The sequence below is a fragment of the Dolichospermum heterosporum TAC447 genome (assembly GCF_024584745.1).
Lineage (GTDB): Bacteria > Cyanobacteriota > Cyanobacteriia > Cyanobacteriales > Nostocaceae > Dolichospermum > Dolichospermum heterosporum.
The window spans coordinates 4,712,021-4,726,944 of record NZ_CP099464.1 but is presented as its reverse complement, the minus strand read 5'-3'; the positions used below and the strand labels follow the sequence as shown (position 1 = coordinate 4,726,944).

Sequence of the window (14,924 nt, the reverse complement as noted above, 5' to 3'; positions counted from 1 at the left end):
GCGTTTTTAGGCGAAACATGATGGGGTAATTATTTGACACTCCCCGGTCTAAGGATCTACGGTGTACACACAAGTTATCGAATCACGATTATTCCTCAAATAACCCCACCCTAACCCTCCCCAAGGCATCGGGGAGGGAACTAATTTTTCCGGTTTCCCCCATTTCCAAGGGGGATATTTAGCTTTTTATTGATTCAACTCAAATCCGATGAACTGAAAAAAAATCTTAATCTAAGTAGTGAGACAGAATTAATTACACAATGTCATTGCGTAAGCGTTGCGTGGCGTTAGCCATAGGGAACGAAGTGAAATGAAGCTATTCCCAGGGTTGTGATTGCTTCCCTTCCCTCGCAATGACTGTAAATATTTTTGTCCAATTACTTATATAAACGGTGTTAAGTCTAAATGCTCTTCAATTTGAGTGGCTAAAGAATCTAACATCTGCTCTCGCTGTTCTTTGTAATTCGCTACACCTGTGGGTAAAGATTTCAAACCCCGTTGTTGCCGGAGACGATTTACCCAAGCTCGTCGCCAAGGACCATTATCAAAAATTCCATGTAGATAAGTTCCCCAAACTGATTGACAACTATCTACTAACCCTAAATTAGCATCATCGAATAAAGGCTGACAGGATTTTTGATCTGCTGGGTTTTCTATGCGCGAGCGCCCTTGGTGAATTTCAAACCCAGTCACAGGTAAACCCGCTTGGGGATAATTAGAAGTAACTTGACGCTGACGGGCAGTTTTTTGACCAGTAATTACTGTTTTCATGGGTAATAAACTTAACCCTGGATATTTACCAACTTGTCCTTCCATGCCTTCTGGATCAGCTATAGATTGTCCCAACATTTGAAAACCGCCACAAATGCCTAAAACCGTTCCACCAGAAGCCGCATAGTTTTGAATTGCTTCCGCCATACCGCTTTTTTGCAAGGTAATTAAATCGGCAATGGTGGTTTTTGTTCCTGGGATAATTACTGCATCTGGATGTCCTAAACTTTGCTTAGGATGTAAATATTTGACTGTGACTGATGGTTCTGATTCCAAGGGGTCAAAATCGGTGAAATTGGCAATTCTGGGTAAACGAATCACCGCAATATTTAGTTCAGAATTAGCTTTTGCGGGTTTGCGTTCTAGTAAATCTAGGGAGTCTTCCGCTGGGAAAACCTGTTCTAAATAGGGAATCACGCCGACAACTGGTATCCCTGTGCGTTCTTCTAACCATTTAATTCCGGGTTCGAGAATTGAGCGCTGTCCCCGAAATTTGTTAATGACAACTCCTTTAATTAAGGCGCGTTCGTCTGGATCTAATAGTTCTAATGTGCCAATGACATGAGCAAATGCTCCACCTCTATCAATATCAACTACTAAAAGTGTGGGTGCATTCAAGTGTTTTGCCACCCGCATATTCGTGAGGTCTTTGTGTTTTAGATTAATTTCGGCGGGACTACCAGCACCTTCACAAACGAGGGCATCAAACTCTGTAGATAGGTATTGTAGACATTCTTTGATGGTCTGCCAACCAATCTCAAAATATTGTTCGTAATAATCTGTGGCGCTGACTTTACCTATGGCTTTACCTTTGAGGATAATTTGGGATGTCATATCCCCTTGAGGTTTTAGTAAAATTGGGTTCATTTCTACTAGGGGGGCTATTCCCGCCGCCCAAGCTTGCACTGCTTGAGCATAGCCTATTTCGCCACCACTGGCGGTAACATAGGCGTTTAAAGCCATATTTTGACCTTTAAAGGGAGATACTCGCCAGCCCCTTCGGGAAAGAATCCGACAAATAGCTGTGGTTATGAGTGATTTCCCTGCGTGGGATGTTGTTCCCACTACCATGATTGATTTCATTTTTAACTATATTTTAGTATTAACATGAGGCAGAGCCTCAGCGTTGGCATTCCTAGCCGGAGGCTAGGAACGAGGTAAGGACAATTAATTTCGGTCAAAAGGGTAAACGTAACCAACGAGTTATAAAATCATTGTAGCGATCGCTCAGGGAAGGATTAGGCAATTTCTGATCTTTTAACTTGACAATCAATTGATGACCCAAGGGAGTTAGGCGAAAACTGTCTGTAATACCTTGACCATCAACTTCTCGCCGCAATACTCCCACATCAATTAACCAGGCTAAAGCGTTTTCACAGGTCAATTCTGATAAGGGTTGCTTGGTGTAATTTTGCTGAGTTCCTTTCTCCATTGCTATAGCACCGAGTTGGATACTTTGGCTAGTCATGGCTATAAACAAATTCAAGTTAAAGGGGGAACAGGTTAGCGATCGCTCCGCTCTTTCTAGGGCTTTGCTAGTATAAACTAAAGGTTTAAGGTTTGAGGAATCCACAGTAGGCATTTTTCTTACTCTAAGTTGGGCTTTTTGTCAATGCTTTGAAAATAAATACCTCTTTGGCAGAATATTCGGTAAGCAAGTTATTTAAATATTGTAAATTATAAGGAAGAACGCCGAAAACCCTTGAAAATGTGGGTGACTCAGGAAGCCACATTTGGGCTTTAGACAAGGGATGAAGGCTAGTACCGCAAGGCGGAAGTCAAAAGTCAAAAGTCAAAAGTCAAAATGAAGACAGTATAGGCTTTTGGAGGATTTAGAATGGTTGGTTTATTTACGCCGTTTTGTACTAGAGGCAGGATAAGTCCTGCATTGATTTTAATCCATATTCGTGATACAACTAGATTGTCACTAAAGACATAAAAAGCTACCGAGGGACTCTCGGAAAGTTACGCTTGTCAGATATGATTTCGCCCGCCAGGTCCAACGAAATCAGGGCAAGAACCCAAATATTTAAGGCAATGCCTGAACCTGGGATAACTGAGGGATATAGACTGAAACTCTCTATAGAATCTCCGCGTCTTTAGACCGGAGAGTGTCAATGTAAAATTTTGATTGCATGAATATTTTTTAAACAGGATAAGGTGAATTATGCCTCTAGCAGTTGGTACAGACGCACCTGCATTTACCACTACAGACACTAACGGCAATCCAGTTTCATTGTCTGATTTTGCTGGTAAAACAGTGGTTCTCTACTTTTATCCCAAAGATGACACACCAGGTTGCACTAAACAAGCTTGCAGTTTCCGCGATGCTCAGTCAGACTATACAAGTAAAGGTATCGTCGTCTTAGGTGTGAGTGCTGATGATGAAGTAGCCCACCAAGCATTTACTTCCAAATATAATCTGAATTTCCCTTTATTAGTTGATACCAACAAAAGCATCATTACAGCTTATGATGTTGATGGTGGTGGTTACGCCAAGCGTGTTACCTACATCATTGATGGTGATGGCAAAATCATTGATGTTGATACTGCTGTTAACACTACTACCCAAGCTAGTGATGTTTTAGCAAAACTGGGACTTTAATCATTAACTCCGTAGGGGCGCAGGGTCTGCGCCCAGTATTTCCTATTTAACGGGTAATTTACCTGATGATGGTAAAATCTGTAAAGGCAAGAGGTTTTGTCCAGGGATAATGGCAGAAGTGCCTGGATTTTGTTGTAGTTGAGGTTGAAGAAGTTTCTGTTGTTCTGCCTTAAATGCGGCTATGGCTGGATCTAACTGTTGGTTTTGTTGTTCCGCATTCCACTGGGTATTGCTCATTTGCAATGTGTGCATGAGACTGAGGGGGTTGAAATCTGAGCCATTACCAGATAAGGTATTGCTATTGCGATCGCTTTCCAAAGTCCCAAAAGGTTGATTAGGATCAGCTAAGGTGGGTGATACTCCTAATAGAGAAGCGAAACTCATGCCAGCGATAGTGGCAACAATAATTTTGCGAACTGGTAAAAATGGACTTTTCATGAAATTTCCCCTTATATATTTTTAAGCAAGACTGCGGCGTAGTTGAGGTTGAATACTCAATAAAGCCACTATTGCAAAACCGAGTAATACTAACAACGCTACCCCAAAGGTAACATCACCCCAAAAGGCGTGCATAACGATATCATTTAATCCCCAATTGCTGTGTAAATACAAATAGCGAATGGGTTCGATTGCATAGCTAAGAGGGTTGACTGTGGCGATAACCTGCAACCAACCGGGCATGAAAGATAAGGGTGCTAAGGCTGTACTGGCAAATAATAATGGTAAGTTAGTTACAAAAATCACGGCGATAAGTTCAATGTGTCCGGGTAATGCAAAGGCTAAACCTAAAGAAATAGCGGTGACACCTAAAGCTAGGAGAAAGACAATGAGAGCGATCGCACATAATCCTGTAATATCAGGTAAACCAGCCCCTAAAAATGCCGCTGCTGCCACAATTACCGCTGCTTGGAGTAAACTTTGGCTAATAATAAAAATAGCAGAAGCAAAAACAATTGAAAAGCGGGAAGCTAGAGGTGCAACCAGCAAGCGATTTAAAAAGCCAAATTCTCTATCAAACATCACAGGTAAGCCGGCATTTAACGCCCCAGCAAAAGCAGTAAATACTATCACACCTGCTGCTAAAAATTGTCCGTAATTTGTCGTACTACCAAACAAACCTTTGGGAGCATTTTGGAATAAAGCCCCAAACAGAACTAACCACATAACAGGCTGAATAATCCCAGCTATCAGGCTAGAGGGACGACGTTGAAGTTGAATAAATAGACGACGAGTTAAAGCAAAAGTTTCTTGAACAATTTCTGCCAAGAAGTTGGAGTTTGTATTCACCACTACATTAGATGCGGTGAGTTCTTGCCAATTCATCACTGCTTTATCATTATTCATAGGAAGTGCTACCGTTAAAATGTATGCAAGAATTTAGGAGGTAGGGGCGCAGGGACTGCGCCCAGTCAGGAGTCTACGAGTCAAAATGAAGAATATTTTTCTCTTGTGTTTTCTGTTGGCGCAAACATTCTGAATTCTGAAAAATGTATCAATTATGAACATCTCTGTAGTTTTTAATTAGCAAAGAATATTCATAATTCTTAATACTATATTATAACCAATATCCAATAATATCTTTCGGTTAAGCTAAAATTCTAATTTGGATTTGGTGAAGACGCGGACCAGTCACAGAGATAACAGTAAATTCAAGATTGTCATAATGAAATATCTCACCTTTGTTGGGGATTTTTTGGCATTGATAGAGCAAAAACCCGCCCAAAGTTTGATATTCTCTAATTAAAGGTAAATTGAGATGTAGGATTTGATTAACTTCTTCTAAATTAATTTGCGCTTGCACCAAAAATGTCTGCTTGTCTACCATTTGAATCAGTAAATCATTGGTACTGTCAAGTCCGCCAGCATGACCAATAATTTCTGCAATAATATCTTGAATAGTTACCAGTCCCACAGTTCCCCCAAATTCATTCACCACCATCACCATAGCGGGCTTCTCTTGCTGCATCATTGGCAAAAGTTCACTTAAAAGCGTTGGTTCTGGTACAAATCGAGGTGGACGCATCCAAGGCTGGATTTGTGTTTCTGGTGTGATTTTTCCTAACGCCAAAGGTTGTGCTAAATCTTGAAAGTACACTATACCGCGAATATCGTCTAAAGATTCACCAATAATAGGATAGCGAGAGTGACCAGTGGTGGCTATTTCCTGAAGTAAGGTTTGAAAACTCGCAGTTATGGGGATACCAATAATGCTAGTGCGAGGAATCATGATATCTTCAGCGGTAATATCCCCAAATTCAAAGACATTATTTAAAAGTTCTCGTTCAGCATTTTCTAAACCCGTAGATTCTCGTTCTGTAGAGATAATTAATTGTAACTCTTCCGGGGTAACAGGCGGTCGCCAACTTTGACCCGTGTATTCAATCCCAAACAATCTTAATAGCCAATGGGTTGATTGATTAAGAACCCAGATAAAGGGACTAAAAAACCGGACTATAGATTTAACAGATGGTCCCAAAAATCTAGCTAGGTGTTCTGAGTATAACATAGCCACTGATTTTGGACACAATTCTCCTAGAACAATTTGTAAGTAAGCAATAGCAAAAAAGGCAATGGGGACTGATAAAGAATGAGCGAGTAAGTAATTAATTCTCACACTCAACGGCCAGGAATCGAGCCATTTTTCTACCAATACAGCAATTGTACTTTCGCCAATCCAACCTAGCGCCAAACTAGAAAGGGTAATACCTAGTTGGGCTGTAGATAGTAGTCTATCAATACTACGTTGTAATGTTTCCACTGCGATCGCTCGAATATCACCGGCTTGTACCAACTGTTGAATCCGAGTTCGTCGCACCGTCACCATTGAAAACTCCGCCGTCACAAAAAAGGCATTGATAGCAATTAGCACTAGCACGCTACACAATCGCAGTCCTGTATCTGTCCAACTTAAAGTAGAAAAAGCACTCACTGTCTAAGATAGTGTAGAATTTGACAACTGGAGCAGAAAATCCCAAATCGAATCTTAATTATCTTTCTCTACAGGAATATCAGACAATTGTAACTTGAGTTTTTGAGCCGGATAATCAGTTAAAGATAAAGATATCTGCTTGACATCATCAAGTAAAGCGGTAGGAATGCTGATTGTACCTTTAAATTCTGCACCTTTTGCGGGCAGTTCTGCGGGTAAACCTTCGGTAATTGCACTCAAAGTTCTGCCTTTATCATCAGTAATATCTAAAAAGCTATAGAGAAACCGCACAGACTCCCCACCTTTATTCTGCATATTCACTTTTAGTAGTAAATCACCACCGGAATAGCGGATAGATTTTACAGACATGGTAACACCTTCACTTTCAGCCGTTACAGGAAATCCTGGTTGAGAAGTCTCTTCGACGACGGGTGTTTCCTTTGGTTGCGGCTTGGTAACTTTAATCTCTTCTTCTTCTGATTTGTCTGGTTTATTACCCTTTTTTTTGTCGTTAATTCGTGATTTCACGGTTTCGAGAATATCTTCTTCTTTTAAGAAAGCTACACTTTCCTCCTGGGGGTTATTAGCCTTGTTGCTGTTAAGTTTAGTCACAGGACGACCATCTGGTGTAGTGACACCTTTAAGTGCCATACTCCCCAAGGTAAAGCCCAAAAAACCACTTGCAGAACCGGCACCCAACATCAGAGTTAACAAAATTAAAGTTAGTAGTACAGTAGTATTTATTTTCATTAGGAAATAGAAATTTAGATTTAGTTACTATATATGCTAATGGGGATTTTTGAATTTGGCATTCCCAATTCTAGCAAAACTTACCTCCCTACAGTCCTACAAGGAAGAAAAATCGGGAATTGTTCTTGATGATTGTTTATAGGTTGCCAAATTATGATACGATGGTGTAATGTGGTTGAAGTGAAGTCATAAAATAAATGACTAAGCTTGAAATTACAAGGTCAAAATCCAAGTAAATAAGCGCCTTTGGCCGATTGGGGAGGCAACGAACTCATAATTCGTCTTCAGGCTGGTTCGATTCCAGCAGGGCGCACTTTTTTAAACAACTTAATATCAAACATCCTTCAGACGAATTATGATTTCGCTGCATCCCCTGTAGTTACTCAATATTTAATCAATAACTAATGGTAAATCGAGTAAGCAACTAACAGCTTGTTAAGGTGGTGATAGAAGTTTTTGCAGTGGATAAGTAGTTACTTAACTACCTAGTTTCTCTCAGTTTTCTCTCAATACAACTATTGTATCCCCAAAACAACTACTTACGGGTAATTGGTTGATTGAGATAAAATTATTGCTTTTGGCTATTTCATAACATTAACTAATCAATTAGAGTTGAATTTATCCCTTCAGCTTATATTTATTTAGCAGATAGCCATATCAGCTAACTACTCACGCTATATTGACCTGTAATGCCTCTGTTTTGAGTTTCAGGTAGAAACTGTCATGCAAAGGTGGTATCGGCTGTTTTAGAGGTTTATACAATTAGGTGTTTTCAAAATTGCGTTAAATCAAGTTAGGTAATAGTTGTTTTGAATTGCGCTTGCATGGCAACAGTAGCAGCGTGATAGAAACAAGTATTTACTTACAATACTAGCTATATGCGATAATAGGTAAGATAGAAAACAAGTATTTCATCAGCCTTATCTTAAAATACCGGGAAGTTTGAGGTCTTACAAGTGTCATATATTCACAAAATCTTAAAAAGATACCCACTTTTAACATCTTATCAGCAATTAGAACTAAGTAAAAGAATAAACCTTTTAGTATTAATTGAAGAACATAAAACAGATTGGATATTAAAATTTGATCGTTATCCAACTGATGATGAATTAGCTGCGGCTAATGGTATCAGTCTATCAGAACTATATGACGCAATTTATGAAGGTATAGCAGCTAGAGAAAAGATGATTCTTTCTAATCTTCGTTTAGTCTCATGGATTGCCATCAAATATCACAATAAAGATGTAAAGTTTCCAGATTTATTTCAGGAAGGTGTATTTGGGTTAATAAAAGCTGTCAACAGATACGATCCATATCTAGGTTGTACATTTTTTAGCTATGCTTGTAGGTACATTCGTAATGCAATAAACAGAGCTTTCTTTAATAATTGTCGTACTATACGTCTGCCAATTGGGATTTATGAAAAAATATCAAAGTTGCAAAAAGTTATTGATGAGTTACAACAAGAACTGCATGACAAACCTACAGATAGTCAAATAGCAAGATGTATGTGCATCTCCGCTAAGGAAGTGATGAATTTGAAAATATGGAATCAGAAAGTTGTTTCATTAGAAACTTTAGATATTGAAGTTATTGAATCAGATCAAGAAGTACCAGAAGATATAGTAATTAGATATCTTCTGCGAGAAGACCTAGAAAAAGTTCTCGAAAGTATCAGTCCCCGTGAAAGAGACGTTCTCAGACTTCGCTATGGCTTAGATGATGGTTACGAGAAAAAACTCGACGAAATAAGTCCAATTTACAATGTTACTAGCAGAAGAATTGGGCAAATTGAAGCTAATGCACTCCGCAAATTACGCCACCCCAATCGTAATAGCTTCATCAAGGAATATATAAACTCGATACATTAACAATATATCGTAATGCCAATACCATACATGGCGTAACTTGCGAGAATACTAATCAAAGTAATATCTATCAACTTACCACAATAACGCAATAGGAATATATCAATTAATAGCTATAGTAAGTTAGGTATTACTAGAGGTAGTATTGCACCAACATAACTACAGTTAAGTAGTGATAATGGAAGGTAGAAAAAACAGATAGCGGCGTTCTTATTAAATGTTCCAATAAAGAAGCGGTTATGTTAGTAAGGTAAAGCTAGATAACTGTATAAGGATAGTTATCTGTAAACTCATAACTGATGTTACCTTGTTTAGACTTTGGAACTACATCTAAGTTGAGTATTTGTTTCCAGTTAACACTAATACGACTAGGACTAACAAAACGATCATCTCTTAACCCATGTAACGATAAGTATTGTTTAACTTCGGGATGATTATTAGTCTTGTTAGCATCAAATGATTTGTAGGATAGATAACCGTGTTTGTTGATGTAAAGTAAACCAACATATTCAATTAGATGTCTGTTAGTTTGTAAGGCAATACGCCCCAATACCTTATTTTGTCTTATACCATGTAACTTACAGAAATCTAATAAAGCTTTGTTAACTTCAGTTGTTACTCTATCGGTAGTATGTCTTATACCATTTTTTCTATCTTCATAACTCTCATAAGTTGTCTTTTGTAGATAAGCTATTGACGGATCACCATACTGATTTTGACCTTTACTAACTAATTCAAATAACAGACGACTACCAACTAGATCATAGTTATCGCTACAGATAGACAGAAACATATTAGATAAATAGGTTCTAGTGCTATGTTCAGTAAAGTTAGTGTCAACTTGTTTGTTATCTGACTTATAACGGTTACTAAGAATATTATTCTTAACTACTTTAGTACCCATTGATCGCGCTATTGTTACACTTTGAATATCTTTGTGTTCCCTACAATCAGCATAGTTCCAACTGGTGTTAAGTGACTCATCTCATTGAATAGATTTAAGTCAGGTATCATTATGATCCGACTTGTTTTAACATCAATAGTAGGTAAGCTGATACAAGACATTAAATCACCGTTAACGGTATCTACTCTTATTTGTTTAATAAACTGATAATAGTCAATTACCGGATCAAGACTTAACAAGATGTTAAATGCAATAATTAGAGGAGTGCGGCTTATCTTGATTAATTCACTCTTATCTAGTACCAACATATCTAAGATAGAAAAAATGGTATCATGGCTTATTGATTCATAATACTTGTTAGCTTTTTTGTACATTATATTAAGTTGCTTAAAACTTAACTTACTAACATTTAATTTTAAACTAACATCAATACTGTAGTTATCTGGATTATGTTTAACGTTCCAAATACTGCGTTCGTTGTTAGTATATTGTTCAGTTACTAGGTTAAGTAGCACCTGATCATCACAATCATAACGGATGGTAGTTTTCATTTTACCGTCGTAGTCTTGACGTATATTTTCAGGTATATCAACACTTATTTTTTCTACCTCAAAGCTTAGGAATTGGCGGATCTTATCTGCCAACTTAGTGTTATTTTCAGGTATTGTAATAACACACTTACTAACAAAATAATCTACACCTTGGAACTGATTACTTCTAACAAGTGGGTTATCCTTTAACCGTTGCAACAGTGATTTAACATAACTAGGTTTACGCCATTTATTACGATTTTCCTTAGTTAACTTTTGAGTAGTGTTATTAGTTATGTTAGTTACATTAACCGCGTCAACTGTATGTTTAAGTTTGTTCTGACTTTGTTCACTTTGTAATGAGTTCTTTAACTTAGTTAGTACCTGATTTAAGCTAGTTTTCTCACTACTATTTAACCGACTACCCATAAAGGATTTGTTAAGTAAGAAGTCAGTTATCACGATAGCGTTGTTAATGTCTGTTACTGACTTAATAGCTGCTATCCAATCTTTAATTGTTGCGTTAACTATCTCAGTTGATACAGCGTCAACCCGTCTCATGATTACAACTTGATAGACTTTAAACGCAACTACTAACCAATCTAAACCTAAGCTAGTATCTAACTTATCTGTATTTTTGCTAATGTCAGATATTAGATTAATTAAGTCAACATTAGGGTTACTATCTTTCATTAAAGGAGTCTCATAATACAATCCTAACGATAAGTCTAATCTCATATCAAGAACGTTCTTCTTATCGTTACGTAATCGGATCATGTTGCCATCTATAGAAGATAGAAAAAAGTAGATATCTGTTTTACCTGTTGATGTTTGTTTAGTAATTACAGCCATTTGTTGATTAAGTTTTGCTGCATTTTGAAATTGTAATACTGTCGGACATTCCTTAGCAGAATCTAAAAGTATCTCCCACCATTGCACTACATTAAATGTTTTTACAGTGTTTGTTTCATTAATACTAAGTTCATTGGTTATTTCATCATAGCAAGTTAATATAATTAACTTACTAACGATTAACCATACAGGTGCTATCTTGTTACTTTCTACTAAGTCAGCAGAACGACTAATCCAGTCAGGTAACGCATAATTAACAAGTAGTTCACAGTGAAAGTTGTAATCATCAAAGATTAGTTTATTAGGCAGTAAGTCTTGTTTCAAATCAATGTACAATGATCCGGGAACAGCCTTTATCTCACCCACTTCTAATTTGTTATGTACGTTATCAGTCTTACCAGTAACTTCATTTTTAACCGCTACTGTTGAATGAAAATAGATCAATAACTTACCGTTAATTGCTTCTAATGTATATACGATGGGAACATTCCCTTTCTTCCCACCCATGACTGTATAGCTAACACAAAATTGAGATGCGTTAGATAATTCATATAATTGACTTGATAATTTAGTTTGACTTTGAATTTTAATATTGTTACTTTCAACCTCATTCAGTGCTTCTGTCCAAATATTTAACACAATTATCTTAATAACAAGATGACAAATATTATCTACATTTTGTGTTTTAACTTCATCTTTAAATAAGTTACTTATTTCATGTTTGAACAATTTGTAAATACCGTAATGAAGTAAGTATTTTATTAACTTACAACTAGACTTAACACACAAATAACTTATTGCTTCTAATGCTATTTCTTGTTGAATTAAAATTGGTTTATTATCGTTGTTTGTTATTTGCTTAATATACTTAGCTGCTATTTGATGACAATTTCTTATGAAATAATCTGTACAATCATTAACAATAATATCAATTACTGTACTATGATCACGTTTAATTGAATTAATCCAGTTGTTAAAATCTAAATTAGTAGTAGGTTTATCACCTTCAAAAGAAATTAAGTTTAGAAAATGTTGTTGAAATATCTTTAATCTTTGTCCTCTATCTTTAATGAAACTATTTAGTTGTGAACTGTTACCATAAGATGACGCTCTTAATTCACATTCTTCTACCTGTTTAGGATCTGTACCTGGAAAATGAGCAAAATGAGGTTTTCTAATATCACCTTTCTTTAAATAAACAGGTTCACCACAAAAACAACATAGTAAACCTTTCTTGTCATAAGATGAATAATTACCTTCACTAGCACGAATAGTTGTACCTCCCAAGTACATCGCTCTTGCAATATCCATATCTAATTCCTGTAATGACTTATTGATTCATTTATACCATATTTAGTTACTAATGTCAGTAACTACAACAAGTTGCGGCGATCTAGAAGACAGATAGAAACAACTATCAAACAAACAGGTAGAAAAAATAGTTAAGCAACAGGACATTGTTGTTAATAACTTCATTAACCAATTAGATAACAATATTCAAAACTATCTAATTGGTAACATTGGTAAAAATAGCATTAACTTATTTCTACCTATTAAGAACTCACTTTGGTTCTTATGGAACGCTAGTTGGATGTTAGGACAAGTTAATGCTGCTGAAGAGTTACGTGATATAAAAAATGAATATAAAAGTAAATTAAAACCTGACATATTTTACAAGTTAATCGAACAAACTCGACCCGAATAATACCAACAAATAGCAACTGAAATAATTGAATTTTAACTATTGACGATGAGTTTCAATACAGGTTATAACCAGTAGATACACATCTACATTACATTAGAATCGCGCCATGTTAGACCTCATTTTTTCTACCTTCTTGATAGCACAAGCTGAACCACCTGAACCACAATGGATACAGGTTAATGAGACAGCTACAATGACCCAATTCTATGACGCTAATAGCTTCAGAGGTAGAAAAAACTATCGTACTGTTACAATGCTAGTCACATCAAAAGTAGGAGAATCACCAGTGTATCCTACTTTTTACATTGAATGTAAGTCCAAAAATAAGGCATTAATTACCAACATCTACAAGGGGGATATGAAAGTTTGACAATCACCTGTTTCTTGACCATTAACTTGGCACCGTGAGCTAAATTAATACTAATAATTGCTGGCAATAATTGGGGCGTAAGTCCTACAGCTAAGGCCAACGAAAACATAAAAGAATCCAAAACTGGTCGCTGAAGATAAATATTTGCGGCAAAAATTAGGATGACTAAAGTTAAAGTTACCTCCAAAAGAAAATAACCAAACTTGCGAATTCCATTCTCAAACTCAGTTTCTGGTGGTCTAAATTTTAATCGTTCCGATACCTTGCCAAATTCCGTTGCTTTGCCCGTATTCACCACCACAGCCTTAGCAGTGCCACTTACTATATGAGTCCCCATGAATAGGCTGTTTGTGCGTTGTCCTAGACCAGTTTCAGCAGGTAAAATCCCTGTTTCTTTAGCCACTGGATAAGTTTCCCCAGTCAAAGTAAGTAGGTAAACATAATAAAAACGATATATGTTTAGTTTTGTAAAAACCGTGAAATAACCTATTTGCAAGGCATTCATTGAATTTACATTTCGTCACATACCTTTAAATTTTTCTCTTTACCTACTTAGCTTCATCTACCGATAGGGTTTGTGACTCTAAAACCAAACAGTCTCCAGGAATACTATTACCGGCAGACAATAGGACAATATCTCCAGGCATAACCTCATCTACTGGGACATCTTGGGCTTTACCATCCCGGAGGATACTCGCTTTGATTTCCACCAGTTCTAGGAGTTTCTGGACAGCATCAGCAGCACCCCGTTCTTGCCAAAAACCCAGAAATCCACTGGCGAAAACAATTATGAGAATAATGACTGCATCAATAGCGTCTTGCAGAAAAATAGAAAGAATTGCGGCTAAAATCAAAATCAGAATAATCGGACTATTAAACTGATTTAATAACAAAGTCAGAGTATGGGATTGCTGTTTTTGCTTGAGGCTATTTGCACCGTACTTACTCAGGCGTTGTTTAGCTTCTTCACTGCTTAAACCTTGTGGGGTTGATTGTAACTGCACAAATATCTGGTCGGCAGATAAATTCCAAAAAGTGGCTAATTGTGAATTCATCAATGAATGTTAAAAGTAATTGTATTTCTGGTTAATTTCCAGCAAGTAAATCCTAAAAATGTTGGGTTTCCTTGCGTCAACCCAACCTACAAGTTTTAATTCAGGATTACTTAAAAGTGTTGCGAAGCTCTTCTTTCATTTTATTTGCTGGGTTACGAGATTCACTTTTTATATCATTAGTTTTTCCACCAGGTAGATACTTAGGGTTGACAATACTATTATCTATGGCTTTTTCAGTTTTAGCTTCAATATTTTTGGTGACTGCCCTGGATTTTGGTTGCCATTTTGCATCTTTTATATCTTCAACTGCACTACGAACTTTACTTTCAACTTGCTTGGCTTTGCCCATGAATTGATCTTTTTTGTTTCCTGTCACATTACCTAAAGTTTCTTGAACTTTACCTTCAATATTTTTAGTTGTGGCTTCGACTCGATTCATGGTGGTGGCAATTTGAGTCTGGGCGAGACTAACCTCAGCAGTAAAAGCTGTGAAAATTCCCAGACAGAAAACTAAACTAATGATGAGAAAAAACTTGCGAAATTGTGACAATATCTTCATGAAATTTTCCTGATTTATAGGTTATC

General features: G+C 36.8%; 14 protein-coding genes and 1 tRNA gene. 4 read left to right on the top strand and 11 right to left on the bottom strand.

Annotation, left to right across the window (positions count from 1 at the left end):
* Positions 1 to 381: 381 nt before the first annotated feature.
* Together cobQ and NG743_RS21465 are read right to left on the bottom strand one after the other, a co-directional pair.
* A complete protein-coding gene (gene cobQ / locus NG743_RS21470; RefSeq protein WP_027401899.1) occupies positions 382 to 1,854 on the bottom strand; it encodes a cobyric acid synthase CobQ in 1,473 nt (490 codons plus the stop codon).
* Between the two features lie 94 nt (positions 1,855 to 1,948).
* On the bottom strand, positions 1,949 to 2,353 hold the full coding sequence (locus tag NG743_RS21465) for an Npun_F0494 family protein (RefSeq protein ID WP_027401900.1): 405 nt from the start codon (positions 2,351 to 2,353) through the stop codon (positions 1,949 to 1,951).
* 585 nt (positions 2,354 to 2,938) lie between these two features.
* On the opposite strand from NG743_RS21465, the gene NG743_RS21460 reads away from it, so the two are divergent.
* Positions 2,939 to 3,376: a peroxiredoxin gene (locus NG743_RS21460; protein WP_027401901.1), complete on the top strand. Its 438-nt coding sequence runs from the start codon at positions 2,939 to 2,941 to the stop codon at positions 3,374 to 3,376.
* A 42-nt stretch (positions 3,377 to 3,418) separates the two neighbouring features.
* Here the strand turns inward: NG743_RS21460 and NG743_RS21455 are convergent, their stop codons facing one another.
* From NG743_RS21455 to NG743_RS21440, 4 genes are all read right to left on the bottom strand, one after another.
* Entirely contained in the window at positions 3,419 to 3,814 is a 396-nt protein-coding gene (locus NG743_RS21455) for a hypothetical protein (RefSeq protein ID WP_257120855.1), read from the bottom strand.
* 21 nt (positions 3,815 to 3,835) lie between these two features.
* Complete coding sequence (locus tag NG743_RS21450) at positions 3,836 to 4,720, bottom strand: ABC transporter permease (RefSeq protein ID WP_027401903.1); 885 nt, start codon at positions 4,718 to 4,720, stop codon at positions 3,836 to 3,838.
* A 241-nt stretch (positions 4,721 to 4,961) separates the two neighbouring features.
* A complete protein-coding gene (locus NG743_RS21445; protein ID WP_027401904.1) occupies positions 4,962 to 6,305 on the bottom strand; it encodes a hemolysin family protein in 1,344 nt (447 codons plus the stop codon).
* Between the two features lie 54 nt (positions 6,306 to 6,359).
* Complete coding sequence (locus NG743_RS21440; RefSeq protein WP_027401905.1) at positions 6,360 to 7,055, bottom strand: hypothetical protein; 696 nt, start codon at positions 7,053 to 7,055, stop codon at positions 6,360 to 6,362.
* Positions 7,056 to 7,295: 240 nt separating this feature from the next.
* Here NG743_RS21440 and NG743_RS21435 point away from each other — a divergent pair.
* A tRNA-Ile gene (locus tag NG743_RS21435) sits at positions 7,296 to 7,368 on the top strand.
* 643 nt (positions 7,369 to 8,011) lie between these two features.
* Complete coding sequence (locus NG743_RS21430; protein ID WP_257120854.1) at positions 8,012 to 8,926, top strand: sigma-70 family RNA polymerase sigma factor; 915 nt, start codon at positions 8,012 to 8,014, stop codon at positions 8,924 to 8,926.
* Between the two features lie 253 nt (positions 8,927 to 9,179).
* Here NG743_RS21430 and NG743_RS21425 read toward each other — a convergent pair whose 3' ends face one another.
* Positions 9,180 to 9,716, bottom strand: a complete 537-nt coding sequence (locus NG743_RS21425; protein ID WP_257120853.1) for a hypothetical protein — start codon at positions 9,714 to 9,716, stop codon at positions 9,180 to 9,182.
* 125 nt (positions 9,717 to 9,841) lie between these two features.
* On the bottom strand, positions 9,842 to 12,520 hold the full coding sequence (locus tag NG743_RS21420) for a competence protein CoiA family protein (protein WP_257120852.1): 2,679 nt from the start codon (positions 12,518 to 12,520) through the stop codon (positions 9,842 to 9,844).
* 500 nt (positions 12,521 to 13,020) lie between these two features.
* Between NG743_RS21420 and NG743_RS21415 the strand changes: the two genes are divergently transcribed.
* Positions 13,021 to 13,284: a hypothetical protein gene (locus NG743_RS21415; RefSeq protein ID WP_257120851.1), complete on the top strand. Its 264-nt coding sequence runs from the start codon at positions 13,021 to 13,023 to the stop codon at positions 13,282 to 13,284.
* Here the strand turns inward: NG743_RS21415 and NG743_RS21410 are convergent.
* The 3 genes from NG743_RS21410 to NG743_RS26995 form a co-directional block, all read right to left on the bottom strand.
* On the bottom strand, positions 13,250 to 13,687 hold the full coding sequence (locus tag NG743_RS21410; protein ID WP_257120850.1) for a P-type ATPase actuator domain-containing protein: 438 nt from the start codon (positions 13,685 to 13,687) through the stop codon (positions 13,250 to 13,252). The genes NG743_RS21415 and NG743_RS21410 overlap by 35 nt on opposite strands.
* A gap of 145 nt (positions 13,688 to 13,832) precedes the next feature.
* Complete coding sequence (locus NG743_RS21405) at positions 13,833 to 14,339, bottom strand: cation-transporting P-type ATPase (protein ID WP_027401908.1); 507 nt, start codon at positions 14,337 to 14,339, stop codon at positions 13,833 to 13,835.
* A gap of 106 nt (positions 14,340 to 14,445) precedes the next feature.
* Positions 14,446 to 14,898: a CsbD family protein gene (locus NG743_RS26995; RefSeq protein WP_371316449.1), complete on the bottom strand. Its 453-nt coding sequence runs from the start codon at positions 14,896 to 14,898 to the stop codon at positions 14,446 to 14,448.
* Between the last annotated feature and the right edge of the window lie 26 nt (positions 14,899 to 14,924).

Excerpts from the sequence above, each read along its gene's own strand:
- cobQ (WP_027401899.1), bottom strand. The coding sequence starts at position 1,854 with ATGAAATCAATCATGGTAGTGGGAACAACATCCCACGCAGGGAAATCA.
- NG743_RS21465 (WP_027401900.1), bottom strand. The coding sequence starts at position 2,353 with ATGCCTACTGTGGATTCCTCAAACCTTAAACCTTTAGTTTATACTAGC.
- NG743_RS21460 (WP_027401901.1), top strand. The coding sequence starts at position 2,939 with ATGCCTCTAGCAGTTGGTACAGACGCACCTGCATTTACCACTACAGAC.
- NG743_RS21455 (WP_257120855.1), bottom strand. The coding sequence starts at position 3,814 with ATGAAAAGTCCATTTTTACCAGTTCGCAAAATTATTGTTGCCACTATC.
- NG743_RS21450 (WP_027401903.1), bottom strand. The coding sequence starts at position 4,720 with ATGAATAATGATAAAGCAGTGATGAATTGGCAAGAACTCACCGCATCT.
- NG743_RS21440 (WP_027401905.1), bottom strand. The coding sequence starts at position 7,055 with ATGAAAATAAATACTACTGTACTACTAACTTTAATTTTGTTAACTCTG.
- NG743_RS21425 (WP_257120853.1), bottom strand. The coding sequence starts at position 9,716 with ATGTTTCTGTCTATCTGTAGCGATAACTATGATCTAGTTGGTAGTCGT.
- NG743_RS21420 (WP_257120852.1), bottom strand. The coding sequence starts at position 12,520 with ATGGATATTGCAAGAGCGATGTACTTGGGAGGTACAACTATTCGTGCT.
- NG743_RS21415 (WP_257120851.1), top strand. The coding sequence starts at position 13,021 with ATGTTAGACCTCATTTTTTCTACCTTCTTGATAGCACAAGCTGAACCA.
- NG743_RS21405 (WP_027401908.1), bottom strand. The coding sequence starts at position 14,339 with ATGAATTCACAATTAGCCACTTTTTGGAATTTATCTGCCGACCAGATA.
- NG743_RS26995 (WP_371316449.1), bottom strand. The coding sequence starts at position 14,898 with ATGAAGATATTGTCACAATTTCGCAAGTTTTTTCTCATCATTAGTTTA.